The sequence below is a fragment of the Chryseobacterium sp. NG-CE01 genome (genome assembly GCF_055695505.1).
Genome location: NZ_CM146369.1, coordinates 3547258 through 3573330, shown reverse-complemented (window position 1 = coordinate 3573330; position 26073 = coordinate 3547258). Strand labels below are relative to the sequence as shown.

Below are 26073 nucleotides of genomic sequence, written 5' to 3'. Positions count from 1 at the left end.
CAGTAATTTCGCTTATATAAAAACTGTTCAACAGTAAACACTATTGAACCTGTTTTTTTATTTGCAGTCATAATTGGGTATTCAAAGCGTATGCCAGTACATACCTAGGTATGTCAGAAATATGATGAGAGTACAGTATATTTAGATAATAACAATGTTAATGCATTACATAATTCTTGAAAATTCTTCTGCAAAAAGTTTTACCTGGAGTGGCCTTTTCTTTTCATCCACATCCAGTCTGTTATAGAATCCGGTTTTCACAATAACCATTTGCTTGTCGGGAATCATAATGATAAACTGTCCTAAAAACCCGTAAAAAAATCTGTATTTCAATGATGTTTCATCATCTGCCCAAATGGTAAAGCAGAAAGCATCATTTATTTTTGTAGGGGTCAGCATTCTTTTACAGTACGCTTCACTGATGAGCTGTTGCCCATTCCAGTTGCCATTCTGCATAACCAGCTGCCCAATTTTAGCAAAATCTCTCGATGTTGCATGGATACAGCAGAAGGCCTTTTCCACCCCTTTTTTATCGATGCTCCATTTTGCCGGAGATTCCATACCGAGAGGTTTCCATATTTTTTCAGAAAGGTAGGTCGCAAGATCTTTTTGGGTTGCTTTCCGTAAGGCAAGGCCTAGAAGCTGGGCTGCGGCACTCTGGTACTCATAGTTTTGTCCCGGCATTTCTTTACACTTCGTTTCAAAAGCCTGTTTTGCCAGATCTTCTACAAAATACTGTTTCGAATTCTCTGAAAACGGGTGGTGGTATTCTTCCTTCCAGTCAAGTCCGGCCTGCATGGTCATAAGATGGTTGAGGGTAATATGTCTGCCGTATCTGCTTTTTTTATAAGACGGAAATAGGGAAGATAGCAATTGATGTTCCGACTGCAGGTAACCGTCGTCAATCGCACATCCTACTAATAATGAAAGAACACCTTTTGCCATTGAAAAAGAATTCATTAAAGAGGAAGCGTCATGATCCTTCCAGTATTCTTCATAAAGAAGTTTTTTTTCGCGAATGATGACGAGAGATGAGGCTCTTGTTTTTTTAAGTTCTTTAAGAATAGGCTCCGTAAGCTCAGCTGAATTGTAGTCAGGGGATTTTTCCCAGGGTTCCGGATTTTGATTGGGAATACTTCTTGAAGAAAATATTTCCGCATCATCACTCGACGGGGTCATCGGTCCTTTTCTGATATTCAATGCAAACGCCTTAAATATAAAGTGATAACCTGAAATAAAGATCAGGGCGATGCATGCTGAAATTGCGGCTATGAATACAGACAGGATTTTTTTCATAATAATATTGAAGAATCTGCTGTTTTTTTATTCAAAGGCTGTGCCGCCAATAATGAAATTCTGAACTGAATGGTAATGAATGAAGATTTAAAGTAATAAAGCTGAATTATTTAGGCTAAATATCAAAAGTGTAAACAGTTTTTATCAGTCCTTTATAATTTTTTCAATATTTAATCTGGCAAGCTGAAGCGCTTCTTCGGCCTCCTGAAAAATAATTTTCATAGAAATCTGGAAGCCATTCACCATAAAGTAGGTGACCTTACTTTCCGTATCAAAACTCAGAAAAGTTACCTGGTTAGCATTAATAATTAAAGGACTGCCTGAAGTTTTTGCACCATCAATAGAATTGGGTTTGCTGATTTTGATGACGCTTGAGGCTTTAATGTAGATTAATCCCTCTTTGGTAGCTTTTATGGTATAAGGCACCTGATATTTTTTGCTAATGTACTAAAACATTGAAGATAATGAATGAATTGTGGTACTTTAAGAGAATGTGCTTAAACATGATCATTTATAATTGTTTACTAAAATGTCAGGATTTTTTAATGTTATTCTGTGTTCTAAAGGTTTTAGGGGACTTAGCTGTAACAGATTTGAAATATTTTCCGAAATGTGAATTATCGGTAAATCCAAGCTCATATGAAATCTCCGTCACGGAAAGGTTGGTATGCAGCAGAAGCCTTTCAGCTTCCAGTATGACCCGGTTTTTTATAAACTGTCCCGCACTCAGAGCAAGATGCTGTTTGATAAGCGTATTTAAATAATTGGGAGTAAGATGCAGTTTTTCAGCATAAGGAGCCGTTGTTTTAAATTCTTTATAATGCTGGTCGACAAGTTCCGAGAACTTTTCTACGACTTGCCTTTTATGATCTGCAGGAGAATTACGTCCTTGTCTAATTTTTGAAGCTCTAATACATCTTAAAATAAATATTTTAAGCTGCATGCAGATCATTTCTTTTGTAAACAGGCGATTTCTGCCGTATTCTTTTCTGATGATGTAAAAATTCTGCCAGAATTCTGCTACAGATGAAGCATTAAGATCAATGATCTGTGGCATCTCGGCCATTGCGGTATCACTCCTTATGAGTTTGTTTCCGGTATAAACATAATTGTAGAAAGATTTTGTAAACATAACAGCATAGCCTTTTGCCCCGGATAAAAAACTGAAGGAATAAGCCTGATTGTAATTTATGAAAACCAGGCAATCTTTCTTGATTTCATAAACCTGATCATCAATAATTACTGAGCCTCCTGCGTCTTTAAAAATGAAAATAGAGTAAAAACGGTTTCTCCAGTGCTTATTCGCATCAATTTTGTCGAACAATTGAGCAATAGGAATGATCAGTACTTCATTTTTCAGGTGGTGTACTTTCTCCAGATGATGAAGTTTCAGCGTTTTGATATCCTGTTTCAAAATATAAGTTTTTCCTTTTATCCATAAATCTAATACCGCATAAAGCGTCTGGCATGGAACATTTGTTCAAAATTATATTGCTGCCTTTACAGGTGTTTTTTCCAGTTTTCCTGTATTGATGACTTTCTTATCGACATAGTCTGAATTCATCGCCCGCAAAACAGCGAGGTAACGCACTCCGAAATTAAGCTCATCACCTACTTTCAGATTTTTTGTATCATCCGTAATGTTCAAAATCATCATGTCTGAGCTTGCTCCCAGAACTTCAATTCCTTCCTGAAGCGGATATACCTGTTTGATATCAATATCCAGAACACCGAGGTCTACAATAGCTCTAACCGAAGTTTTATCCCGGTCTTTCTCATCGTATTCCGGACTTTCGCCTGTAAGGTTTTTGCCAACTTTCCCGGTAGGAACCATCGGCTTTTCTATTATTTCTATTACTTCTGCAGTCAGGGTAAAAACATCCTGGTACATTCCTTTCAGATGGGTATCGTTAAAAACGTCGGTTCCGAAGAAAAGACTTTCTCCTACGCGGAAATGGTTGATTCCCTCCGGAACATTTCCCTTGCTGAGAAGAGGAATTGTGACGGATGATCCGGCACTGATATATGGGATCTCTTTCTTAAAGCGCTGTTCAGCATTTCGTCTGTAAGCTACGAGCTGGCTTAATTTTCCGCGGTCCGGAAGAATACCGTTCAGGCACTTCAGGTTGGTTCCGATTCCGGAAACTTCAATATTCGGAAGCTTTAAAACTTCAGCATAAAAGCCAGGAAGAGAATCGGCCATGATACCTTCCCGAAGCTCACCCATTTCAATCATAATAACAATTCTGTGAATCTTTTTCTGTTTAAAAGCTTCTTCAGACAATGCTTTTATGGTTTCAAGTTCAGAATTAAAGCTTACATCTGCATATTTCACAATGCTTTCTGCAAGACGTTTTGCAGGAGGTTTAATGTAAACGGTTTTGGTTTCTGGTGACAACTCTTTGATTTTTTTCAGATTACTGAGACGCGAATCACAGATATCATTATCCGTTACGGAAAGCAGGCTCTTTAGGAATATTTCGTTTCCGCAGAGAAGTTTGGCAACGACTGCCCATTCTATTTCGTGGCTGCTGAAAAGATGATTCAGAAAATCATAATTTTTTGCAAGCTTCTGTGTATTTAAAGTGATATAAGACATATTATTTTTTTAATCGCATTTCTAGATATTTGTTTTTGAATCCAAGCTTTTCGTAAAGGTGCCTGGCGGGATTTTCGTTTTCACAGTGAAGTGCGATATCTCCTTCTGTGGTTTCAATAATCTTCTGCATTATTCTTTTTCCGATTCCCTGACCTCTGGATTCTTTATCTGTCGCGATATAAACGAGAATGTTTTCAGGAATATAGCCGCTCATGCCTGTTTTATTGACAACGCAGACTCCCTTTAGTGTTCCTGTTTGTTGGTCTGTTGCGGTTACAATTGTTCCGCCGGGTTTATTTTCTTTTCCTAAAGCATAATCTATGGCTTTTCTGATGTCTGTTTCATGATCACCGTACTGGCCGAGATGCTCGAAAAGGAATTCTGTAAATTTAATTTCTGTAGTTTCAGTAGTTTGTTTAGGGTTGTATATTTCTATTGCTATCATCGGTTGTTATTATCCAGGAAAGGGTAGTGTAATATCATATCCTGCCGGTTCCGGGTCCTGGCCCGGAGTATCGCCGTCTTTAAAAAACAGCAGCGGGACAGATGTATTATTAATAATTTGTTTAAAAAAATTCTCTGAAAAGAATGATTTCCAGCTTTCTTCATCCTGATATGTCAGAATAATAAGATCGAACTCAGCATCTTTGGAAGCTTTGGAAATTTCCACAGCTTTTTTATTGCTAACAACGAATGAGGTATAATGTTCAGTGTCGCTTCCCTTCAGAGATTCTCTCATTTTTATGAAAGCTCTTCGGATGGCTGTCGGATTTTCATCTCCTGAGATTCCGAAAAGACTTATGAGTCCTTTGTTTTTTTCTGCGATGAGTTTTGATATTTCCAGCTTTTCATTAAGCTTTTCCAGAACTCGGACAGGCACCAGGATTTTCTCAAATTTGTACTTCTGAGAACCTTCCGGCATTAAAAGTACAGAACAATTCACTCCGGTGAGTATCTGATAGGATGATGATCCCAGAATCAGTTCACGAAGTCCCTGTTTTCCGGACGTTCCGGTTATAACAATGTCAACTGAATCTTCCTCAATAATTTTATTGATGCTGTTTGTGATTGTATCTGTACCAATCCGTTTTAAAAACTCAATATCATTATAGGACTGTTGCAGGGAACTTTTTATAAGTTCGAGGCTGTTTTCCGCATCAGTATATTGTTTGCTTATGGTATCTTCTCCTACCATCTGCCTGCCGGTCCGGTCGATTATAAAAAATTTCATCACGTTATGAAACAGGATGATGCGAGCTTTATGACGCCGTGCCATATGTACGGCCAGCATAGTGGCGCTATCGGTCTTTACGGTAAAATCGATAGCTACAAGAATTGTTTTTATTTTGGTGTGTTTTTCCATATCAATTGTGATTAAGAGTACAAAATTACGGCCAAGGCATTAAAAATGATGTCATAATTTATTGATATTATGGTATATTTTACTTTTGGTACTCAAATTGCATCCGGTCAATTAACCAAACATACAATATTTTATAATGACCTGTATCTGAAAAAAAACTAAAAAAATATTATCACAAAAATAAGATATATAAAAAGTGGAGTTATTTCTTTATTCTGTTTGATAAAACTTTCCCTTAAATGGTTATTACTTTTATAAACTGTTAATAATCAATTAATTAATTTCTGTTAATCTTTTTTGTTATAAAATTAATTCTCTTATCTGTCCAGATATTAAAATTCTGAGATTAGGAAACAATTTTACATTTTAATGAATTTTTAAGTTTTATTTTTCATTTCTATTCTTAAATCTAAATATATTTTAGTAAATTTGAATTCAATATGCGGTGATATAAAAAATTCCGGGGAAAAATTTTATGTGCATTTTACTATAGGAAATAACAAGTAATTATTATATTTTTACTATGTCTAAATTTCAGTTGTAAAACTTATCTTTAGATGCTAAAAATTATTTTTACTATGAACATAAAACTATTATTATCCGGAGTCTTATTATTGTCACTTTTAGCAGCTTGTTCGGATAGGTATGAAGAAGAAAACCCATACCAGGAACCAATTGAAAGCTCTCAGGCTTTTAAACAAGAAGCTAAGCGAGGCAGTGAAACGGCTAAAACAACAGATTCAACGAAAACCAAGGAAATTATCAATGCACCACAAGCAATCCCGACAGAATTCTCCGCAGAGCAGGGAACAGCGGATACAGGAGAAACAATTGATCCGACAAAACCGGACAGGCCTAAGTAAACTCATTATTGAGATCACGGCTTCTGTTTTTGTCATTATTTCAGCTATATTGCCTTTTTTGAACAATATAGTAGGTTACTTCATTGATGTAAATGTACAGCTGGACAATAATGCCGGTGTAAGAAGTCTCGACCTCGATTCTGCTATTTATTTTTTATCGATACCGGTTTGTATGATACTGTTGGCGCTGGGCGGTCTGTTCAGAGCAAACAGGTTTACTTTTTATGCAGCCCTGATATCAGGATATTTTCACTTGAGTACTTATGTGAAATTCGTGTTCTTTAACCAGAACAAAATTTCAGCAATTGCAGATGCTGCAATTATCTGTCTGCTTTTAGTGATTATCGTCCTTGTATTTCTGCTTGACAGGTATTACAGGAAAATTTATCTCCTTGATAAATTTAATAACAGTACGCTTGAAAGATTTTCTTCCATATTATTTAAACGTTTAGGAAAAAATGAGTAGTCACAGAGAAAGATTAAAGATTCTTGTTGCTCTCTCGGATAAATTATGGGAAGATTATGACAATACGGTAATATCTGAGGAGGAATATATAAGAAAAATGAATTTGGTAAAGAAAGAAATCAATAACGGATTTATCAAAACCCTTGAGGAACTGGAAGTGTTTACCAGTGAGCTCGGGTATCTCGTTATGTCTGTGCCTACGAAGAGTTTCATCTACGGCTCAGAGAAGATTATTATCAACAAGAACTAAATTTATTTGGCAGATGTTTTCATTGCTGAAAGAATTTCATGTAACATCTTATTCTGTTCTGAAATCGCTTTGCTGTATTTCTTTTCAATTTTACTGATCTGGCTTTGTAAAAACATTAATGTTTTGTCCTGAGCATTATACTGGGCAAAAAGATTTGCAAGCAGATCCCCAATTTTATCATTAAAATCATTCGTATAAAGATCATCATTCTGATGGTCTTTTTTGTTTTCTGCCGTTTCCGTCAGCAATTCACCTTCACCTGTAATCAGCCATATAAGATTATCATTCAAATCAGGATAAACCCTAAGGATCCTGGCAAGTTTGTCTACACCAAGGTCACTTTTGAGTCCGGCACCTTTAAAATTCGACGCCGAAATCCCGGTTTCTCTGTAAAAAGATTCCTTTTTAATGTTGTTTGTTTCCAAAAAAATTAAAATTCTTTCTTTTGTAGTCTGAATTTTGTCCATAATTGTTTTTTTATAGTCGGAATTTAGTCTATCTTTGCAAAGATAAAACAAAATTATAGAATATTAATACAAATGAAAAATTATATGCAATCGGCGAATGACTATTACCGTCATTTTATACAGCCAAGAGATTTTGTTGAATTCAGATCCGGGTATTTCCTTTCCGAAGGACTTTTTAGAATATCTGGTGAAACGCAATGCTACTGGCTATTACAGATTATTTGTTTTCAGAAAAAAGCATCGGATGAACAACTGATGGAGTTTTGGAACCTGAAAAGAACAGAAGGACTGGAATACCTGCTTCAGTGTAAAGACAGTTCGGGAAATATTCTTTTTGAAAACACGTTTATCTCGCCGGATTTTTTATTTGATGAATTTACAATCTGGAAGATTGGAAGTTACCTGATCTTGCCGGCTGAATATAATGAATTTGTAAAGCTGATCAGAAATGATGCAGCGGATTATCATTCCAGAAAAGCGGATGATTTTAAAATAGAATTGAATTAAAGAACTAAGAATAATTTTATAAACTAATTTCATGAGTATTAAACGAAACAAAAAAAGAAACTCCGTAAACACTCTTTACGATTCTTACACCTCAACAGAAGAACTGTTTGAGTTCAAGAAAGGCTACAAACTAACCAAAGGAATTGTAGATGTATCTACTGAAGAAGATTGCGACTGGCTTCTGGAGCTTATCCTGGAAGAACAGTCGAAGCTGAATTGTGATGTTCAGAACTGGCATCTTAAAAGAATTGAAGGAAACCTTTTTATGCTTTACTGTACCGATCAGAACGGTGTAGTACTTACTGAAGTAAATGATCTTTCAATCCGTTTTTATTTTGATGATCTTTTCTTACTGGTAAAGAACAACCTGCTTTGTCTGCCGATAGAATCGAAAATGTATGCATAAGATTCAGCAGTACATCGTACGTTTAAACCTAAGATTACTAAAAAAATAAAGTGCCGTTATTGAATAACGGCACTTAACTTTTCTGAGGTGTGAGCGGAAAAATATCCTAATGCACCATTGCTGATATTGCTGGGCGGGTTGGCCGGTGTAATTCCGCCTCCGGGGCCGCTGCCGGAAAGCTGAAGCAAGGCTGAATAGAAGGTATACACATTTTGATCGATGCACTGCATTTCCACATAGATAATATCCCCCTTCACCACTTTTATATCGCCCGGATCGCTGTCGTCATTAGGAAGCAGTAACGGTCTCTGATTGAGCAGTCCATTATTTACGTTATCGGAAAACTCTGAGAAGAATTTCTTGGGATTATTGTTTACGGTAAAACTAAAAAGATAGCGGTTTCCCAACGCCGGAGGATCTGTAAAAACAGGAAGGAGCGTATAGCTTGTTTCACCGGCAACTACAAAAGAATCCTGCTGCAGTCCCTCGAAAGCAACCGGTTGAGGCATGGTACTTTGCGCAATATATTCCTTTCCTTCCGCCTTTACTTTTAAGGTGTACGTTCTTCCCGGCTCTCCGGTAATTGTTGATGTTTTATAATTTCCGTTGCCTATGTACTGCAACACTTCAGAATGTCCCGTGTTATCATTCAATGTTACCTGTGCGCCTTCTACGGCAGGATACTCGTTGGCAGATGTAAAAGAAACCGATTTTGTGATTTTTACAATATAAGGTCCTGCCTTGTCGGTGATATTACCTTCGATTACAATTTTTCCGCTTTCATTTTCAAGGTCAAGATCAATTTCTTTTTCACATGAAGTTGTTATTGTAAGAGCTGCTATAATTAAAAATATTTTTTTCATGATTAAAACTTAAAATTGTAAGTGATATTAGGAACCCATCGGAACAGGGAAGTCTGTACGGCTCTTGTTGTTCCCGGGTTATCAGGATTGTCTTCAAAATTAATGGTGTAGGCATTTTCGCGTCCGTATACATTATAAACACCAAAAGACCAAGATCCTTTAAAACGCCCGTTTCCGGTGGGCTCGTAGGTAGCGTTCAGATCCATCCGGTGATAGGCAGGCATCCGGTCTGCATTTCTGCTGCTGTATTGAAACACAGTCTGACCGTTTAATTCATATTTTCCTGTAGGGAAAGTCACTGCGTTACCTGTGCTGTAAAGAAACAATCCGGAAAAAGACCATTTCGGATTGAGCTGGTAAGTTGCTACCACCGAAAGATCATGTGTTTTATCCATTCTTGCGTTGTACCATTCATTGTCATTGATTCCGTCAATTTTTCTTTCGGTTTTCGAGAGGGTATAAGAAATCCATCCGGTAAGCTTTCCGCTTTTCTTTTTGGCAATAATTTCAAGTCCGTAAGCTCTTCCTTTACCGAACAGAAGCTCGCTTTCCACATCTGCTGCCGTATCAAAAGTAATCTGTGCCCCATTCTTATAATCGATCTGGTTCTGCATCGATTTGTAATATACTTCAGTATTAATTTCATAATTATTATTGCTGAAATTTCTGCTGTAGCCAATGCTTACCTGGTCTGCGATTTCCGGTTTCACGGTATAGCTGCTCCCGAGCCATTGGTCCGTAGGATTTCCACTGCCGCTATTGCTCAGCAAATGCAGGTTCTGGGTATTTCTGGAATAGCCTCCTTTTATACTGCTCGCTTCATTGATGCGGTAATTGGCCGTAATTCTCGGTTCGGGATTTACATACGTTTTTCCGAATTTTCCTTTTTCGAGAAATTCGGAATCGGTAAGAATTCCATTTTCATAGGTATTAAATGTATCGCCTCCTAAAACACTGAATAAAGAAAGCCTCATACCATAATTTACGGTAAAATTTTCACTTACTTTATAGTCGTCATTAATGTAAAAAGCATTTTCCCATGAATATCTAGGATTTCTCGGAAAGCTGCTTACGCTCGTTCCTGAAGCGCTGCTTGGAGTAATTGTGTGATAAATAGACTGAAGGCCAAACTTTACCGAATGGTTATTTCCTGCAAACCATGTGAAATCCTGTTTCAGGTTCCAGTCTTCAATCTTGGAAGATAAACCAAATGTATTGTTATTGCTGCTTAAGCTTACGTTATAATTGTAATTGCTGAATATAAAAGAGGTATTGGAAAACAATTTACTGCTGATAATACTGTTCCATCGCAAAGTAGCGGTTGTATTTCCCCAGTCTGTTGAAAACGTATCGCCTAATCCCAAAACATCTCTTCCAAAATATCCGGATAAATAAAGCCTGTTGTTCTCATTGATTTGATAATTGGCTTTTAAATTTAAATCATAAAAATAAAGCTTACTGTCTTTGAAGTCATCAGTTGCTTTTAGAAAAACATCCGCATAGGTTCTTCTTCCCGAAACAATAAATGAAGATTTTTCCTTTTGAATAGGTCCTTCGACACTCAGTCTGCTGCTGATAAGCCCGAGTCCGCCGTTTACATTATATTCTTTGTTGTTTCCATCCTTCATTTTCACATCAAGTACTGAAGAAAGACGGCCGCCGTATTGAGCAGGGCTGTTCCCTTTAATAATACTTGCATCTTTCAGTGCATCACTGTTGAAGGTGCTGAAAAAGCCAAGAAGGTGAGAGGCATTATAAACTGCAGCTTCGTCTAACAGGATAAGGTTCTGGTCTGTGGCTCCACCCCTAACGCTGAATCCGCTGCTGCCTTCCCCGTTGCTTTTTATTCCCGGTAAAAGCTGGATGGTTTTCATAATATCTTTTTCACCAAAAAGGACAGGCAGTTTTTCAATGTTTTTAATGCTTAGTGTTTCTGTTCCCATCTGGGCAGAAGTAAGGTTTTTGTCCTTTCTCACTCCCGAGATCACTACCTCATCAATTTTAGCTGTTCTTTCTTCCTCTTGTCCTTCCTGGGCGAGCTGCAGATCCTGTTTTACATTATCTTCAACCGTGATGCTCTGCCGGAAATCTTTAAAACCGGGATTCGAAATGACTAAATGATACGTGCCTTTTGGAAGTGAAAGAGAATAAAATCCGTAATCATTGGATACCACAGAAATAGCGGGATCTTCTGCTACTCTTACCGTAACCCCAATCATTAATTCTCCGTTCCTGATATCTTTTATTGTTCCGCTTACTGAATATTTCTGCTGTGCAAAAACAGCCGTACTAAAGCAAATTGCTGCTGCGGTAGCGGCTGTTTTAAAGGATATTATTTGCATTTTTTTATTGAGGTTTTAAATACCATATTAAACTGACTAAAAATACAATTTTTATAGATACAAATCATTTAACATTATTCGCGTTGACAATATATTTAAAATAAAAATAGAATTTGCAAATATTACGGAGCCTGGAAATTTTTATGTTTTCATATCCGACATGATTTATATAATCAATTTTAGAAAATACTTTTTTTGAAAATAGAATTTATTTATGATTAATAAATTTCACATATATGTATGAATGTCTTTATAAATTATTGTTTTTGATGAATAAATTGTAGTGTAATAATGATTGTTTTGCAAATTTAAATGTTGCTTATTTTGTTGCGGATTACAATTTTCTTATCATTATTTTTTTCATCATTACCATTTGCGTAATTTTATTCTCTGTATAACAGAATTTATATAATACAATACAATGGAAGGATATAATTATGGGATGATCGGTCTCGGAGTAATGGGAAGAAATCTTCTTTACAATATTGCCGACAACGGGTTCTCAGTGGCAGGTTTTGATCTTGACGAAGAGAAGGTAAAACAGCTGCACAGCGACGCAACTTCAGAAATGAAAATCAAAGGAACAGGCTCTCTGGCAGAATTCGTGGCAGCGTTGGAAGCTCCAAGGAAAATCATTCTTATGGTTCCCGCAGGAAAACCGGTGGACGCCGTTCTGGAAAATATTTCACCATTATTAAGCAAAGGAGACATCGTGATCGATGCTGGAAATTCTTATTTCAAAGATACGGAAAGACGTATTTCTGAGATGGCCTCTAAAGGTCTTCATTTTATGGGAATCGGCGTTTCCGGAGGTGAAAAAGGAGCCAGAACAGGACCAAGTATCATGCCTGGCGGAGACTCTGAAGCGTTCAGCCTTCTGAAACCTATGCTTGAATCTATTGCTGCTAAAGTAGATGGTGAGGCCTGTACCGCTTACATGGGAAAAAGTTCGGCCGGGAACTATGTGAAAATGGTTCACAACGGTATCGAATATGCGATCATGCAGCTGATCAGCGAAGCGTATGATCTCCTGAAAAAAGGAGCAAATCTTTCTAACGATGAACTTTATGAAGTATTCAGAGAATGGAATAATGGCGAAATGAATTCATTCCTCATCGAGATTACAGGAGATATTTTTAAACAGAAAGATCCCCTTGGTAACAGTGGTCTTTTAGATCAGATTCTGGATAAAGCCGGTGCAAAAGGAACCGGAAAGTGGACTTCAGAACAGGCTATGGAAATAGGCGTTTCTATCCCGACCATTGATATCGCGGTGACGTCAAGAATTTTGTCTGCCTATAAAGATGAAAGAATCCAGGCTTCAGAACTTTATGCGGAAAAAGAAACAATTACTCCTGAAGACAAGGAGCTGTTCATCCGCGAAGTAGGAGAGGCGCTTTACCTTTCTACACTTATCAGCTATGCGCAGGGACTGGCTTTGCTCATCAAAGCTTCTGAGGAATATGATTTCGGTATTCCATTGAAAGACGTCGTAAAAATCTGGAGAGGCGGATGCATCATCCGGTCATTGCTTCTCGAAAAATTCTATGCGGCCTACACACAAAACCCTGAATTAACCAATATTTTACTGGATACTGAAATTTCAGAATTGGTAAAATCTAAAATAAAATCTCTGCGCAAGACTGCTGCATTTGCCGTTTCAAACGGAATTCCAAGTCTTGGCCTTCAGTCGGCTTTAGGATATTTCGATGCGTATACTACGAAATCACTTCCTGTAAATCTTATTCAGGCACAAAGAGATTATTTCGGCGCACATACCTATCAGAGAATTGACAGAGAAGGAGTTTTCCATACCGCTTGGAACAGTACAAATCAATAAATTTCGGGAAAATGAATGAAAATAAAATCCTGAGGCCCACTACGATTATTATTTTTGGTGCCACAGGCGATCTTGCCAAAAGAAAACTTTTTCCGGCGTTTTATAATTTATATATAGACGGAAGAATGCCTAAAGGGTTTAATATCCTTGCATTGGGAAGGGCAGACAATACAGATGAATATTTTAAAAATTACGTTAAAGAAAATCTTGAAAGCTTCTCAAGGAAAAAACTGACTCCGGAAGACTGGGCGGGTTTTCAGGCGCATATTACATATTTCAGGCACCAGCTGGACCAGGAAAGTTCTTATACAGATCTGCAGCAGAAGCTTAATGATTTCGACACCGTTTACGGGACCAGGGCCAACCGTTTATTCTATCTTTCCATCGGGCCTAATTTTATCTCTACGATTTCTAATCATATTAAAAACAGTGCTCTTGCTTCCGATCCTAAAAAAGACAGGATTATTATCGAGAAACCATTCGGGCACGATAAACAGTCGGCTATCGAACTGAATAAACTTCTCTCCGAGACATTTGAAGAAGAACAGATTTACAGAATCGACCATTATTTAGGAAAAGAAACCGTACAGAATATTCTGGCTTTCAGATTTGGAAATTCTATTTTTGAGCCGCTTTGGGATCACAAGCATATTGAATCTGTGCAGATTACCGTAGCAGAAGAAGTGGGTGTAGAGACAAGAGGGAGTTTTTACGAACAGACAGGAGCATTACGTGACATGATCCAGAATCATTTGCTCCAGATTCTCTGCATGGTAGCGATGGAACCTCCCGCAACTTTAGAATCCGGTGAGATCAGAGACCGTAAAGTGGATGTTCTGAAATCAATCCGCAGAATTCCCGCAGATAAGGTAGACCATTATGCAGTGAGAGGGCAGTACGGAAAGAATACCATCAATGGTTTTGAAGCAAAGGGCTATCGCCAGGAAAACGGGATTGCACCGGATTCCAACACGGAAACTTTTGCGGCGGTAAAGTTTTATCTTGACAATGAACGTTGGGAAGGTGTCCCTTTTTATGTACGTACCGGAAAAAAAATGAAGGAAAAGCATTCTTACATTACCATTCAGTTCAAACCGCTTCCGAATTCCACTTTTTCAGATACGCAGCATCATCTCGCTGCCAACCGTCTTATCATCAATATTCAGCCATTAATGGATATAAGGCTGCAGTTCATGGCCAAAAAGCCGGGGCTTACCCTGTCACTTGAGCCGGTAGAAATGATCTTCGACTATTTCGTGTGTCAGGAAGACACTCCAGAAGCATATGAAACTTTATTGCTGGACGCCCTTTTGGGTGATCTTACCCTGTTCATGCGTTCTGACCAGGTAGAAGAAGCCTGGGATGTGGTAAAAACAATACAGGAAGCCTGGGAAAACAATAAAGACGCTTCTTTCCCGAATTATAAAGCAGGAAGCTGGGGTCCCGATGAAAGCTTTACGCTGGTGGAAAGACAGGGCGATAAATGGTGGTAAATTAAATAAAGCAAAATGAATATCAGAATATTTGACGATTTAGAAACACTATATAAGGAAGCAGCCGGAATGTTTGCTGCCCTCTCTGTAAAATCAATACAGGAAAAAGGATGTTTTACCGTTGCATTAAGCGGGGGATCTTCCCCTAAAGCGATCTTCAAATTACTGGCAACCGATGAATATGCAGGAATTGAATGGAATAAAATCTATTTTTTCTGGGTTGATGAAAGATGGGTGCCTTTAAACGATGAAAAAAGCAATGCAAAAATGACTTTTGACACGCTTTTGGATAAGGTTCCTGTGAATAAAGACCATATTTTCCCAATGTATAAAGATGATGTTCTTCCTGAAGATTATGCGAGAGAATATGAAGCTCACATCCGTACTATTTTAGGTGATGAAGGCGTTTTCGATTTTATTCTCTTAGGAATGGGAGATGACGGTCATACAGCATCACTTTTCCCCGGAGAGGAAATCCTTCATGAAAAAGACAAATGGGTGTCTGCCTATTACCTGAAATCCCAGGAAATGTACAGAATTACCCTTACAGAGCCGATAATCAACAAAGCTGAAAATATCCTGGCTGTTGCCTTCGGTGAGTCTAAAAAACATGCATTGAATGAAATCCTGAACGGAAAATACCAACCGGAATTATACCCGATGCAGCTCATCGAGAAAAAGGAAAATTTCCTGTTTTTTACGGATCATAAAGCAATGGGAAAATAGATCAAGAAAATATATAATTCATCCTGCAGAAAGCTCTGCAGGATTTTTTGTTTTAGTCTAATAATAATATAATGAATTCCTATTAATCTTTCATGATTAATAACGTATAATCAAAAAAAATATAATATACTAAGCTAAAAATCTACTACAGTAGAATAAAAATGTACTACAGTGAAGTAAAAAAACAGTAAAGCATAATAAACAACTATTACACTTCCCAAAATAACTCTTACAGAATAGAAAAAAATTAATACTCTGAAGAATTTATATGATGCATTTTAATAAAAACAGACATTACTATGAAAAAATTACACCATATAAATATTTGGTTTTAAGCGCATTATAAATCATAGCAAAATAATATATTTATCCCATTAATTTTAAAACAAAATACTATGGGAATTTTAAAAGAAGAGTATGTACCTATTGCTGACGCACTATTATAATAAGAAATCCGACATTTTGACACATAATGCCTCTGATGCAAAAGCTTTATTGAAAGATGCAAAAGGAAATATGAATAGGTATAAGAATTATACTACAAAACAATATAAAAAAGGATTTGAAGTTCATAATCTTAAAAATTCAAGAGAGCTAAGTGTCGGAAACGATAAGCAACACATAAATTGAAAGATGGTAAGTCTTCTGGTCATATATTTTATAAAAAACCTAACTAAAAATGGGAGAAAAAATAATTACAAATACATTTTATAGTGAATATTTTGATGAAGATATTAAAGATATTTATTTGTTAGAAAATAATTCGGCTACTGAATTATGGAATTTTAGAATAGATCCTAGTGCAAATAATTTTTTTAAATTAGATGATAGCAATCCTATTATTTATAATTCTAAGAATATTAGAGATTGGAGAAATTATTATGATCAAGATGATATTTTAGGGTTACAATCTTATTTAAATTCTTATTTAGCATGGAAAAGTGATGATTTAGTATTTTTTTGTATTAATAGAGAAACAATTATTAAAACAAACTATAATGTATTCCTAAATAATATATTTAATTTTTTGGAATTGCATGATGACTGCCCTATTTTATTAAATGGAAACGGAGAATGCATGTACTTTGCTCCATTAGGTAATATATTTTATTCATTAACTAGAAATTTATAGACAATCTATTATGAATCAAAATCAGCAAATAGAAGTGGAAAATATGAGCAACGATAATATTGATGAGGTTTTTGAAATGGTTGAATTTAATCAGCTAGAAAACCTTAAGAAAATTGTTAATGAAAGTAATGTAAATCTTTTTGTAAATGAATTTGGACAAAATCTTTTGCATGAGGCAATAGCACAGAATTCACGTGAAGTCGTGCACTATCTTTTATATTGTAATATAGATGTAAACAAGGAAGATAAAGAAGGTAAAACTCCTTTGCATTATAGTGTAGCACATAATAATTTTGAATTTTCAAAACTATTGCTAGAGCATCAGAGTATTCAAAAAGATAAAAAAGATAGATATGGTAATAATGCAATGTGGGTTGCTGTTTTCTACGCTGACGGCTATTATGATATTGTTAAATTATTTAAAAATCATAACCTCGATTCGAATTGTAAGAATAATGCAAACAGGTCAGCTTTAGATTTCGCAAGGCAAATTGAAGATGAAGAACTGGTGAAAATTCTACTCGAATAATATATATTCGCTTAAATATAGAATTAGCGTATTAAATGGTACGCTAATTTTTTAAATGATAATATTATGATAAATATTAAAATGTTTTTTCCGATATTCTTTTTATTCATTAGTTGTGAAAAGGTCATCGATCACAAGAAAATTCTATGTAAAGATTTCAAAATTGGTAAATTTGAACTCTACAATAAAAATTCAAATAAAAAATACCTATTAGAAAGAACTAAGATTTTCAAGTTGAAAAGACTTTAAACCTTTCTACCAATACAAAGTGTAGTAGTAACGATAGATATTATAAAATATCATGGAAAAGTGATTGTGAATATAATCTGATTCTTGATACGACTAGGAGTCAATATGATACAATCGATCTTTATATTAATTCTAAAGGAGGGTATCATTGTCTGATAAAAAGCATTGAAGGGAATTGTGCTATTGTTGAAACGAAAGTTGATGGAGAAGATACTTTCATTTCTAAAATATGTAAATAAATTAATTAATCCCAATCTCGCAGATTTGTAATCCGTGAGCAATAATACAAAACCCACCGCAATTGCGGTGGGTTTTGTATTTTACTTTTGTCTAATAATTGTATATGATGTATTCAATAGATAATGAACCTGCGATGTAAAAACGGCTGAAATAATTACGAGAACTGATAATAATTTCTTCATTCGATTTGTATTTTACTGCTAAAAATAATAATATGAGTGAATTTAATAGAATAGTAATACATTCACAATATATCAATCAGTAAAAATGGTTAAAATTATTCATTTCATGGGTTTTTTAACACTTTAACATATCCTAAATGTGGTACTTTTTCATTAAATTTGTTAGTACACTGAAAAATACCAAACACCATCCACAAACGTTATGAGCATAAAGAAAACCTCTGTGTCGCTTTTTCTGATGCTTTCAGCAAAAATTTTCTGTCAGCAGTTTTCTTTACAATATTGCATTGAAAAAGCACAGCAAAACAATACTGTAATTAAACTTGCCGAACAGTCGCTTGAAACCAGACAGAAACTGCTTGCCTCAAGTAAAAACAACGGACTCCCGAAGCTTGATCTTCTGGCGGGCTATAATTATATAGGAGAACCGCTCAGGGTAAATCTCCAGCAGGTAAAGGACGGCGTTGTTGAAGGCTCTGCCGGTCAGGCGGTATATTCAGCTAATACAGTTTATCAGCAGATCACAGGAAATCCGCTTTCACAGCAGGTACAGAATGTTATTTATCAGACCTCAAAAGATATTATCAGTGCAGTATATCCTAATTATAATCCCGAAATTACCAAACAAAGTTATTTTCTGGCCGGGTTGGTAGTAAGACAGCCGATTTATCTCGGAGGAAAGCTGAAATCTTCCCGGCGACTTTCTGAAGAGCAGGTGAAAAGCGGTGAAGCCAACCTTCAGTCTTCAAAAGACCTTACCATTTACAATATTGCACTGCAGTACATCCAGATAATGTATCTGAATTCAATGATTGATAAGCAAAAAAGCAGCCTGGAATCTTTGCAGAAAAATGAAGCATACGCAGAAAACCTTCTCAAAGCAGAAATTATCCCCCCATATCAGAAGAATTGGGCAGATATTGCCAGAATGCAGGGCGAAACCAATCTGAAAAGTTTAACCACGGAAAAGGAAAATGCTCTGTTTATTTTAAAAGATATGATAGGGGTACCTCTCGATGAGCCAATAGAAATTGATCAAAAATTGAATGAATCTGCTGAAGCTCCTGCTTTTTCATCACAAACTGATAATGCTGACCTTAAGCTTCTTCAGAGTAAAAAAACAGAAGCAGAAACTGGTGTTGATATTACAAAATCACTTTCAAGACCTAATTTATTCGCTATCGGCAATGTTCAGTTTTTCAGAAAAGATCTTCCCGTTATTACCCCGCCCTGGCTGATAGGAGTTGAACTGCAATGGACTCTTTTTGATCCTGAAAGACGTTCCAAGAACCTTGCCTCACAGTCTCTGGTCAAAGAAGCTGATCTGCTTATAGAACAGAAGCAGAAATCGGTAAATCTGGCCACGAAAATAGCGGAAAATAAACTAATAAGCCATAAACAGCAAAGCGAAACGCTGGATGCATCCCGGAAGCAGGCATATGAAACAACAGCTATGATAAGAAAGAGAATGGAAAACAGCCTCTCTTCCGTAAAAGATGTTAATGATGCCTTGCAGCTGCAGTATGAGACCGAAAAACTTTATTATACGTCACTTGTGGCTTACCAGACTGCTTTGGCAACTTATTTTTATATCATAGGGAATCCGGAGAATATTACCACTTATATCCCCTGATCATAATTTTATGCCGACTGACTTTAACTATTATAAACAATTTAACCGGATAAGATCCGAAGCATAACCAACAGATGAGAAATTTTGTAAAAAACTACTGGGCTGTTTTTATTCCGGTTGCCGTACTTGCGGCAGCGCTTGTTTATCTCCTTAAAGAAAAATCCGAGGATACACCTAAAGATGTCATCATTGGTATGGTAGACGCCGAATTTGTTGACGTCTCGGCTTCTCTTCCCGGCCGTGTTCTGGAAATTCCTGTAAAGGAAGGAGATGTAGTAAAAGAAGGACAAACCGTAGCCCAGATGAAAACTTCTGAAATCGAAACTATCCAGTCTCAGGTTGCGGATGCCGTTGAAATTGCACGCAACCAGATGGATAAAGTAAACCGTGGGGTGGAGCCTGAAGTATTGGCGTCTGCCAGAAATCTTCAGCAGATCGCTCAGCAGCAGATGGATCTGATGTCTAAAACCTACAGCCGTTTTCAGAATTTATATTCCGAAGGAGTTGTTTCCGGCCAGGAAAGAGATGTTATCTACTTTAAATATAAAGCCGCCCAGAAAGAACTGGAAACTGCAAAACTGAATGTACAGCTTCTGGAAAGAGGCAGCAACAATGAAATGAAAAACTCTGCACAGGCAATTCTCAATCAGGCAAAACAGGCGGAAAAGCTGACTCAGGAAATTAAAGATAATGCTTCTCTTAAAGCTCCGGTGTCGGGGAAGATATCAACCATCGTTTCCAATAAAGGTGAAATGGTGAATGCGGGATATCCAATGATGACGATTCAGAAGGATGATTCATTTTTCGTAAAGTTCAATCTCCGTCAGAATCAGATCTCAAGGATTGATAAAGGAAGCCTTGTGATGATGAAAATACCGGGCTGTATACCTGAGATAGTGAAAGGAAGAGTTTCAGAGCTTGCTCCGGCGCTGGGTTATGCAGACTGGGTTCCGGAAAAACAGAATGGGGAGTTCGAACTGAGAACCTTTCAGATCAAAGTGAAGCCGGAAAATCCGAACGGGGTAAAAGGCCTCCGTTCCGGAATGACGGCGCAACTTATATTACCATAATTTAAATTAATACGATTTGAAAAAAATCAGCATCATCATGGTACGCGAATGGAAACGGATTTTTTCGATTCCTAATTTCTATGTGATATTGCTGGTTATTCCACCGATTATTTTCCTGTTTTATGGTTTAATATATCAGAAACAGTTTGCCAGAGAACTTCCGATGGCAGTCTGGGATGAAGATGGTTCTTCCGTTTCAAGAACGCTCACTGATATGATGGAGCAGAATGAAAACATTCATTTCACGCATGTTGTTTTTAGTAATGCGGAAATTGAAAAGCTGATGAAGGAAGGAAAAATTTTCGGTGCTGTACATTTTCCGAAAAATATGGAAGCTGACGCCAAGAAAAATCATCAGTCGAACATCACATTATACACCAACGGTGCTTACCTTGTTCCGGCGAAAATGATCTACAAAGGCGCTGCCGAAATCATTATTAAAGGAGGTCTTGCAGTGGTGCTGCAAAAGGCGGAAAAGCAGGGAATGGCTGCCGATAAAGCCAATACGCTTGTACAGCCGATCAAACTCAACACGACGGTTCTCTATAATCCGGATTTTAATTACCAGCTGTACCTTACTCCCGGACTGGTAACCGTAGGTTTACAGATGGCATTGATTGTAGCATCTGTCCTAATCCTTAATCTGGAATTTAAAAAAAACACAATCGACAGTCTGCTGGACATTTCCACTTCCTCTTCCCAGATAATTATAGGGAAAATGCTTGCTCATCTCTGCATTGCATGGATTTTATTTATTCTGATCAGTTTCGTTGTATTTCCTGTTTTTGATCTTGGGAAGCCGGAAACGGATTTCAGTTTCTTCATATTATATACATTACTCGCTCTGGCATGTATCGGAATCGGGATGATGCTTTCTGCCATTTCAGATAACCTGCTTTTTGTAGTGGATGTGGCTCTCTTTTTCACATCTCCCGCATTTGTATTCAGCGGTTTTACATTTCCGCGCTGGGCGATGCCGTGGTATGATCAGCTGTATGCAGACGTCATGCCCTATACTCATTTTCTGGACGGATTTATCAAACTTTATTTTATGGAACTTCCGTTACGGTATGCCACTCCGGAAATGGTTAAACTGTTGCTTTTTATAGGAATCACATTTCCCGTTGCCATTGTGTTTTTTCAGAGAAAAGTCAATCAATATCTAAAAAAAACGCAGCCATGAAAGACATTTTTACTATTTTGAAAAGAGAAATGCGGAATATTTCAAAAGATTCAAGCTTATTTCTCATTTTGCTGATTGCTCCTGTTTTATATGCTTTTATGTACGGCAGCATTTACCTGAATAAAGGCGAAGAGAAAGTAAAGCTTGCCCTGATTGATGATGACGGTACTGTTGTTTCCCGGATGCTTGCCGAACAGCTCAATGTTACCCCGATGATTGAAATTGTTCCGGCTTCAAATATTTCTGAAGCCCGGGAGAAGATGTATCAGGGTGAGGTGGAAGGTTATTTTTATATTCAGAAAGATCTCGAAAAATTTATCTTTTCCCAAAAGCAGGCAAATGTAAACCTGGTTCTGAACGCCTCACGCTTTCTGCCTTCCAGTGACTTACTCAGCACCGTAACCAAAGTCTGCCTTACTGTTGGAGCCGGTGTACGGAAGACTTATTTCAACAAGCAGGGGATGAGTGAAGATGAATCGATGAAAATGACCAATCCCATTAATATGGATTATCGGCCTCTGTATAATTCGAGTATGACATATGGCTCTTTTCTCTTGCCGGGGCTGCTCGCCATCATCCTGCAGCAGACTTTGCTGATAGGTGTTGCCGCAGGGTTTACCTCAGAAAGGGAACAGAAAAAATTAGGCGAACTTTACCGGATTTCGGGATTCAGTATTTCAAAGTTAATATTGGGAAAAGGAATTCTGTATCTGTGTATCTTTATGATCTTCGGGATGTTTTTTGCTATAGTTAATTTTTCGGTTTTCGGAGTTTCAGTCAGAGGAAGCTTTTTTGATCTGGCTTTCATTACCACAATATTCATTTCTTCTGTAATTGTACTGGGAATGCTGATCGGGAGCTTTTTCAGAAGCAAGCTTTTTGCGTTTCAGGTATTGGTGTTTTCATCTTATCCTATATTTTTGATGACAGGATACTCCATGCCGTATCAGTCATTGCCGTCAGTAATTCAGATAATGTCAAATCTTATTCCCACTTCGCCATTCCTTAAAGTTTATATCTCAATTGTTCAGACAGGAGGATCAGTTGCAGATAATATTGATGCTGTAATACATCTTCTGATCCTGCTTCTGATGCTGACAATTCTTTTATTTTTGAGGGTAAAATATATTCTTAAGCACTATCAGAAATAGCATGTATTCATTAAACCGAAAAAGACACAAAGATTTGAGTTCGATATTTTAAGTACAATAAAAAAGAGCCTTAAAGTCTTAAAAATCTTTGATTTCTCTTTAAAGCCTTTTATTATTAACGGCCAGCGACAAGATAACTTTTTTCTCTTGTGGCTTCGTTTAACTCCGGTTTGCGGTTAAATTTAAATTATTAATAATACCCTAAAACTTTCATCCAAAGACCACCAAGTCCCATGTAGATAACCAAAAGAACGATTCCGATTTCAAGGCCGCGCAGCCACCAGGATTTCAGATCAACATAGCCGCTTCCGAAAAACACCGGTGCAGGACCATGTCCGTAATGTGTCAGCACTCCGTAAATGGATCCTAAAAACCCCAGCATCATAGCTAAAAGCATAGGCGGAATTCCCACGGCAACTCCCACTCCCAATAAAGCAGCATACATGGCTGCTACATGAGCGGTAGCACTGGCAAAGATATAATGACTGAAGAAATATACCAGAACAATTACAGGAAAAGCGACAGTCCAGGTCATTCCGCCGATTTTCTGTTTGATGAGATCGCTGAACCAGCCAATGAACCCGAGTTCATTTAATGAGCTTGCCATCATCACCAAAACAGCGAACCATACAATCGTATCCCATGCGCCTTTCTCAGATTTTACATCTTCCCACGTAAGTACTGATGTCAGTAAAAGTAACGTAAGACCGATAAAAGCAGTGGTAGTCGCATCAATGGACAGGCTGCCCCCGAAGATCCAGAGAACAAGTAGAATAAAAAATGCCAACAGCATAAGCCATTCGTTTTTGCTGATGGGTCCCATTTCCTTCAGCTTTTCGGCGGCCATTCTTGGGGCATCACCTGTTTTTTTCAATTCAGGCGGATAGAGTTTATATAAAACAAGCGGAACAATAAAAAATGCGGCCAATCCCGGAATAAAACCGGCAGCAGCCCAGGACATCCAGGTGATATTGATGCCGAGATTGGCTGCAAATTTCTGACACATCGGGTTACTGGCTGTTCCCGTTAAGAACATGGATGATGAAATCAGATTCATATAATAACTGTTGAGTGTAAGGTATGAACCTAATTTCCTGTGGGTTTCCGGTTTTTCCGGTACCGAATCGAAGCTTGTGGCCATCGATTTCATAATGGGGTAAATAATTCCTCCGCCTCTTGCCGTATTGCTCGGAATTGCGGGAGCAAGACAGACATCTGCCAAACCTAATCCGTACGCCAGTCCCAAAGAACTTTTACCGAAAATTCTTATGAATAAAAATGCAATCCTGTTTCCCAGGCCTGTTTTGATAAATCCTCTTGCTATAAAGAATGATATTCCGATTAACCATATTACTTTATCACCAAACCCTGAAAGTGCCTTGGTAATTGATTTTCCTGCCTCTCCCGGAGCTAAGACCTGTGTAAAAGCCGTAAAGCCAATGGCCATCATACACATGGTACCCATTGGTGCCGCTTTAAGGATTATACCTAAAATAGTCGCAGCAAAAATTGCAAAAAGATGCCATGCATTGTCGCTTACGCCTTCCGGAACGGGAATAAACCAGATAACGAGTGCTACTGCAAAGGTTATCGCAACATTTTTACTATTTATTTCTTTCATGATGGTTGAGTTTTATACTTTAGAATCTGCTCTGAACCTGAATGATAAAGAGGTTATTGTTGTACTGTGTTGTATTTTCTGTCGGGTGTTTGTAACGGTCGAACTGCATTCCCAGCTGAATTCTGGCACCGTAATTTTTCAGGAATTCGAGGCCGAACATGGGAGTAATGGTCTGCCTCGGATTTGAATTTAGCCTGAAGTTGGTATCTAAATATTCGTACCGGCAGGAAAGTTCGAAAGCGCTCAGGTTTCTGTGGTTAATTTCATACCGTATATTGGGCAGAAAATAAGCCCCTCTTATTAAATATTCGTCAGGATTCTGAGGCCTCGTTTCCGGATCTGCTGCAAAATAGAGCGGATGATTGGTGGCCTGTTTTGCTTCAAGCTGCATATCCAGGCTCCATCTGGGATCAAACTTGATCAGTGAGCTGACATCGACTCCTACCGCATATATCTTTTTACCAAAGACTTCACCAATTCCACCATTTAACCCGAGATTCAGGTTATATTTTTTTGAGAATCCGAATACAAGACGGGTTGAATATTGTTTGCCGTTATCATTATCATTAATCTGGTTTTTGCCATTGCCGTTTACCACAGAAATGCCATACTGAAAAGGGATTGTACCCAGATTGAGCTGTCCTGTTGCAGAAAGCCCGATCTGAAAGCTCGTCCAGCCCAGTTTTCCAAATTCGGTATACTGATTGGACCAGTCAAGTGATTTAATGATATCGATAGGGTAGGTCTCCTCAAGCCCGAACCAGGGACGAAACTGCCCAGCCGTAAAGGCAAGTTTGGGATTGAACGTATATTTTAAATACGCATTTTCGAGGACTCTTGATTTAGGGTCGTTTTTAAAATCTGCAAGATTTGCGAGAGCTACAACTTCTGTTCGTTTACTGATCTGGGCACGCATCTGGACTCTCATGTATTTGATCATAAAATTATTATCAGTGCCACTGTGATCAGAATGATGCCGACCATTGACATCTACATCTTTGGTCATCCCAACCAGATAGCGTGCCTGAAAGAGGCCTTTAACCTGAAGTTGGGGATACTTAATATTTTCCTGTTCCGGGGGGCTGTATAAGGAATCCGGTTTTTGGCCGGCAGTTATGCAGAAGAGCATTATGAAGAAAATGAACACAGCCTTTTTTATTAGAAAAGCCATAGTTATAGTATTTGGTGAAGGTGTTTATGAATGTAATCCTAAAATTCAAAAGGTTTTTGATCCCTTAAAGCGGCATTGTCGCTGTACATTGTAAAGTTGTCTTGGGCAGGCTTCGTAATCCATAGCCTTACGGGAAGAGTAGCTGAATAGCAGACTCAGGTAAAATTTGTTCATGATATAGTATTTTGTGGTGATTCTATTTAATAATTATAAAATAGTATCGGATTGGTGAAATAAATGTAGTGAAATATTTTCATACCACATTACTATATTTCATATAATTTACCGTATCAAAATGCAGGAATAACAGAAGTGTATTTTGGAAGGAAGAACAGGAATTATAAATTTCAGGGATTGAAATTTTTCAGAAAAAAAACCGGACCAATTATTCCGGATTGATAAATTGTTGTATAGGAGTTCAGCCATTGATG

The 26073-nt window shown here is 37.4% G+C and carries 26 protein-coding genes; 15 read left to right on the top strand and 11 right to left on the bottom strand.

What is annotated here, in order from left to right; all coding sequences use genetic code 11:
- Nucleotides 1-165: 165 nt before the first annotated feature.
- The 6 genes from ACYT6F_RS16485 to ACYT6F_RS16460 form a co-directional block, all read right to left on the bottom strand.
- A complete protein-coding gene (locus ACYT6F_RS16485; RefSeq protein WP_472598717.1) occupies nucleotides 166-1296 on the bottom strand; it encodes a serine hydrolase domain-containing protein in 1131 nt (376 codons plus the stop codon).
- A gap of 144 nt (nucleotides 1297-1440) precedes the next feature.
- On the bottom strand, nucleotides 1441-1722 hold the full coding sequence (locus ACYT6F_RS16480; protein ID WP_472598716.1) for a hypothetical protein: 282 nt from the start codon (nucleotides 1720-1722) through the stop codon (nucleotides 1441-1443).
- Between the two features lie 106 nt (nucleotides 1723-1828).
- On the bottom strand, nucleotides 1829-2710 hold the full coding sequence (locus tag ACYT6F_RS16475; protein WP_472598715.1) for a helix-turn-helix domain-containing protein: 882 nt from the start codon (nucleotides 2708-2710) through the stop codon (nucleotides 1829-1831).
- Nucleotides 2711-2782: 72 nt separating this feature from the next.
- Complete coding sequence (locus tag ACYT6F_RS16470) at nucleotides 2783-3895, bottom strand: alanine racemase (RefSeq protein WP_472598714.1); 1113 nt, start codon at nucleotides 3893-3895, stop codon at nucleotides 2783-2785.
- Between the two features lies 1 nt (nucleotide 3896).
- On the bottom strand, nucleotides 3897-4340 hold the full coding sequence (locus tag ACYT6F_RS16465) for a GNAT family N-acetyltransferase (protein ID WP_472598713.1): 444 nt from the start codon (nucleotides 4338-4340) through the stop codon (nucleotides 3897-3899).
- 9 nt (nucleotides 4341-4349) lie between these two features.
- On the bottom strand, nucleotides 4350-5258 hold the full coding sequence (locus ACYT6F_RS16460; protein ID WP_472598712.1) for a universal stress protein: 909 nt from the start codon (nucleotides 5256-5258) through the stop codon (nucleotides 4350-4352).
- Between the two features lie 578 nt (nucleotides 5259-5836).
- On the opposite strand from ACYT6F_RS16460, the gene ACYT6F_RS16455 reads away from it, so the two are divergent.
- From ACYT6F_RS16455 to ACYT6F_RS16445, 3 genes are read left to right on the top strand one after another with little or no spacing between them, the layout of a single operon-like run.
- Nucleotides 5837-6121: a hypothetical protein gene (locus ACYT6F_RS16455; RefSeq protein ID WP_472598711.1), complete on the top strand. Its 285-nt coding sequence runs from the start codon at nucleotides 5837-5839 to the stop codon at nucleotides 6119-6121.
- A 58-nt stretch (nucleotides 6122-6179) separates the two neighbouring features.
- Nucleotides 6180-6587, top strand: coding sequence for a hypothetical protein (locus ACYT6F_RS16450; protein ID WP_472598710.1), 408 nt, complete (start codon nucleotides 6180-6182; stop codon nucleotides 6585-6587).
- Nucleotides 6580-6837 (top strand): hypothetical protein, encoded by a 258-nt coding sequence (locus ACYT6F_RS16445; protein ID WP_472598709.1) that lies wholly within the window; start codon nucleotides 6580-6582, stop codon nucleotides 6835-6837. The genes ACYT6F_RS16450 and ACYT6F_RS16445 overlap by 8 nt, the downstream gene beginning before the upstream one ends.
- Nucleotides 6838-6839: 2 nt before the next feature.
- On the opposite strand, the gene ACYT6F_RS16440 is transcribed toward ACYT6F_RS16445, so the two are convergent.
- Nucleotides 6840-7304: a hypothetical protein gene (locus ACYT6F_RS16440; RefSeq protein ID WP_472598708.1), complete on the bottom strand. Its 465-nt coding sequence runs from the start codon at nucleotides 7302-7304 to the stop codon at nucleotides 6840-6842.
- A gap of 72 nt (nucleotides 7305-7376) precedes the next feature.
- Between ACYT6F_RS16440 and ACYT6F_RS16435 the strand changes: the two genes are divergently transcribed.
- On the top strand, nucleotides 7377-7811 hold the full coding sequence (locus tag ACYT6F_RS16435) for a DUF6876 family protein (protein ID WP_472598707.1): 435 nt from the start codon (nucleotides 7377-7379) through the stop codon (nucleotides 7809-7811).
- Nucleotides 7812-7842: 31 nt separating this feature from the next.
- Complete coding sequence (locus ACYT6F_RS16430) at nucleotides 7843-8217, top strand: DUF6876 family protein (RefSeq protein WP_472598706.1); 375 nt, start codon at nucleotides 7843-7845, stop codon at nucleotides 8215-8217.
- Between the two features lie 56 nt (nucleotides 8218-8273).
- Here the strand turns inward: ACYT6F_RS16430 and ACYT6F_RS16425 are convergent, their stop codons facing one another.
- Together ACYT6F_RS16425 and ACYT6F_RS16420 are read right to left on the bottom strand one after the other, a co-directional pair.
- Nucleotides 8274-9080, bottom strand: a complete 807-nt coding sequence (locus tag ACYT6F_RS16425; protein ID WP_472598705.1) for a DUF4249 domain-containing protein — start codon at nucleotides 9078-9080, stop codon at nucleotides 8274-8276.
- A gap of 2 nt (nucleotides 9081-9082) precedes the next feature.
- On the bottom strand, nucleotides 9083-11422 hold the full coding sequence (locus ACYT6F_RS16420; protein ID WP_472598704.1) for a TonB-dependent receptor: 2340 nt from the start codon (nucleotides 11420-11422) through the stop codon (nucleotides 9083-9085).
- Nucleotides 11423-11843: 421 nt separating this feature from the next.
- On the opposite strand from ACYT6F_RS16420, the gene gndA reads away from it, so the two are divergent.
- From gndA to ACYT6F_RS16370, 10 genes are all read left to right on the top strand, one after another.
- On the top strand, nucleotides 11844-13262 hold the full coding sequence (gene gndA, locus ACYT6F_RS16415) for an NADP-dependent phosphogluconate dehydrogenase (RefSeq protein WP_472598703.1): 1419 nt from the start codon (nucleotides 11844-11846) through the stop codon (nucleotides 13260-13262).
- An 11-nt stretch (nucleotides 13263-13273) separates the two neighbouring features.
- A complete protein-coding gene (gene zwf, locus ACYT6F_RS16410) occupies nucleotides 13274-14755 on the top strand; it encodes a glucose-6-phosphate dehydrogenase (RefSeq protein WP_472598702.1) in 1482 nt (493 codons plus the stop codon).
- 15 nt (nucleotides 14756-14770) lie between these two features.
- The gene (pgl, locus tag ACYT6F_RS16405; RefSeq protein ID WP_472598701.1) at nucleotides 14771-15481 is read left to right on the top strand and encodes a 6-phosphogluconolactonase; all 711 of its coding nucleotides are present in this window, start codon (nucleotides 14771-14773) and stop codon (nucleotides 15479-15481) included.
- A 417-nt stretch (nucleotides 15482-15898) separates the two neighbouring features.
- Complete coding sequence (locus ACYT6F_RS16400) at nucleotides 15899-16111, top strand: hypothetical protein (RefSeq protein ID WP_472598700.1); 213 nt, start codon at nucleotides 15899-15901, stop codon at nucleotides 16109-16111.
- Between the two features lie 49 nt (nucleotides 16112-16160).
- Entirely contained in the window at nucleotides 16161-16613 is a 453-nt protein-coding gene (locus tag ACYT6F_RS16395) for a DUF2947 family protein (protein WP_472598699.1), read from the top strand.
- 10 nt (nucleotides 16614-16623) lie between these two features.
- Nucleotides 16624-17142 (top strand): ankyrin repeat domain-containing protein, encoded by a 519-nt coding sequence (locus ACYT6F_RS16390; RefSeq protein WP_472598698.1) that lies wholly within the window; start codon nucleotides 16624-16626, stop codon nucleotides 17140-17142.
- Nucleotides 17143-18015: 873 nt separating this feature from the next.
- Complete coding sequence (locus tag ACYT6F_RS16385) at nucleotides 18016-19446, top strand: TolC family protein (protein WP_472598697.1); 1431 nt, start codon at nucleotides 18016-18018, stop codon at nucleotides 19444-19446.
- 74 nt (nucleotides 19447-19520) lie between these two features.
- Nucleotides 19521-20516: an HlyD family secretion protein gene (locus tag ACYT6F_RS16380; RefSeq protein ID WP_472598696.1), complete on the top strand. Its 996-nt coding sequence runs from the start codon at nucleotides 19521-19523 to the stop codon at nucleotides 20514-20516.
- A 16-nt stretch (nucleotides 20517-20532) separates the two neighbouring features.
- Nucleotides 20533-21699 (top strand): ABC transporter permease, encoded by a 1167-nt coding sequence (locus ACYT6F_RS16375; protein WP_472598695.1) that lies wholly within the window; start codon nucleotides 20533-20535, stop codon nucleotides 21697-21699.
- Nucleotides 21696-22850, top strand: a complete 1155-nt coding sequence (locus ACYT6F_RS16370) for an ABC transporter permease (protein WP_472598694.1) — start codon at nucleotides 21696-21698, stop codon at nucleotides 22848-22850. The genes ACYT6F_RS16375 and ACYT6F_RS16370 overlap by 4 nt, the downstream gene beginning before the upstream one ends.
- Nucleotides 22851-23040: 190 nt before the next feature.
- Here ACYT6F_RS16370 and ACYT6F_RS16365 read toward each other — a convergent pair whose 3' ends face one another.
- Both ACYT6F_RS16365 and ACYT6F_RS16360 read right to left on the bottom strand, forming a co-directional pair.
- Entirely contained in the window at nucleotides 23041-24471 is a 1431-nt protein-coding gene (locus ACYT6F_RS16365) for an anion permease (RefSeq protein WP_169230271.1), read from the bottom strand.
- A gap of 19 nt (nucleotides 24472-24490) precedes the next feature.
- The gene (locus ACYT6F_RS16360) at nucleotides 24491-25642 is read right to left on the bottom strand and encodes a porin (RefSeq protein ID WP_472598693.1); all 1152 of its coding nucleotides are present in this window, start codon (nucleotides 25640-25642) and stop codon (nucleotides 24491-24493) included.
- Between the last annotated feature and the right edge of the window lie 431 nt (nucleotides 25643-26073).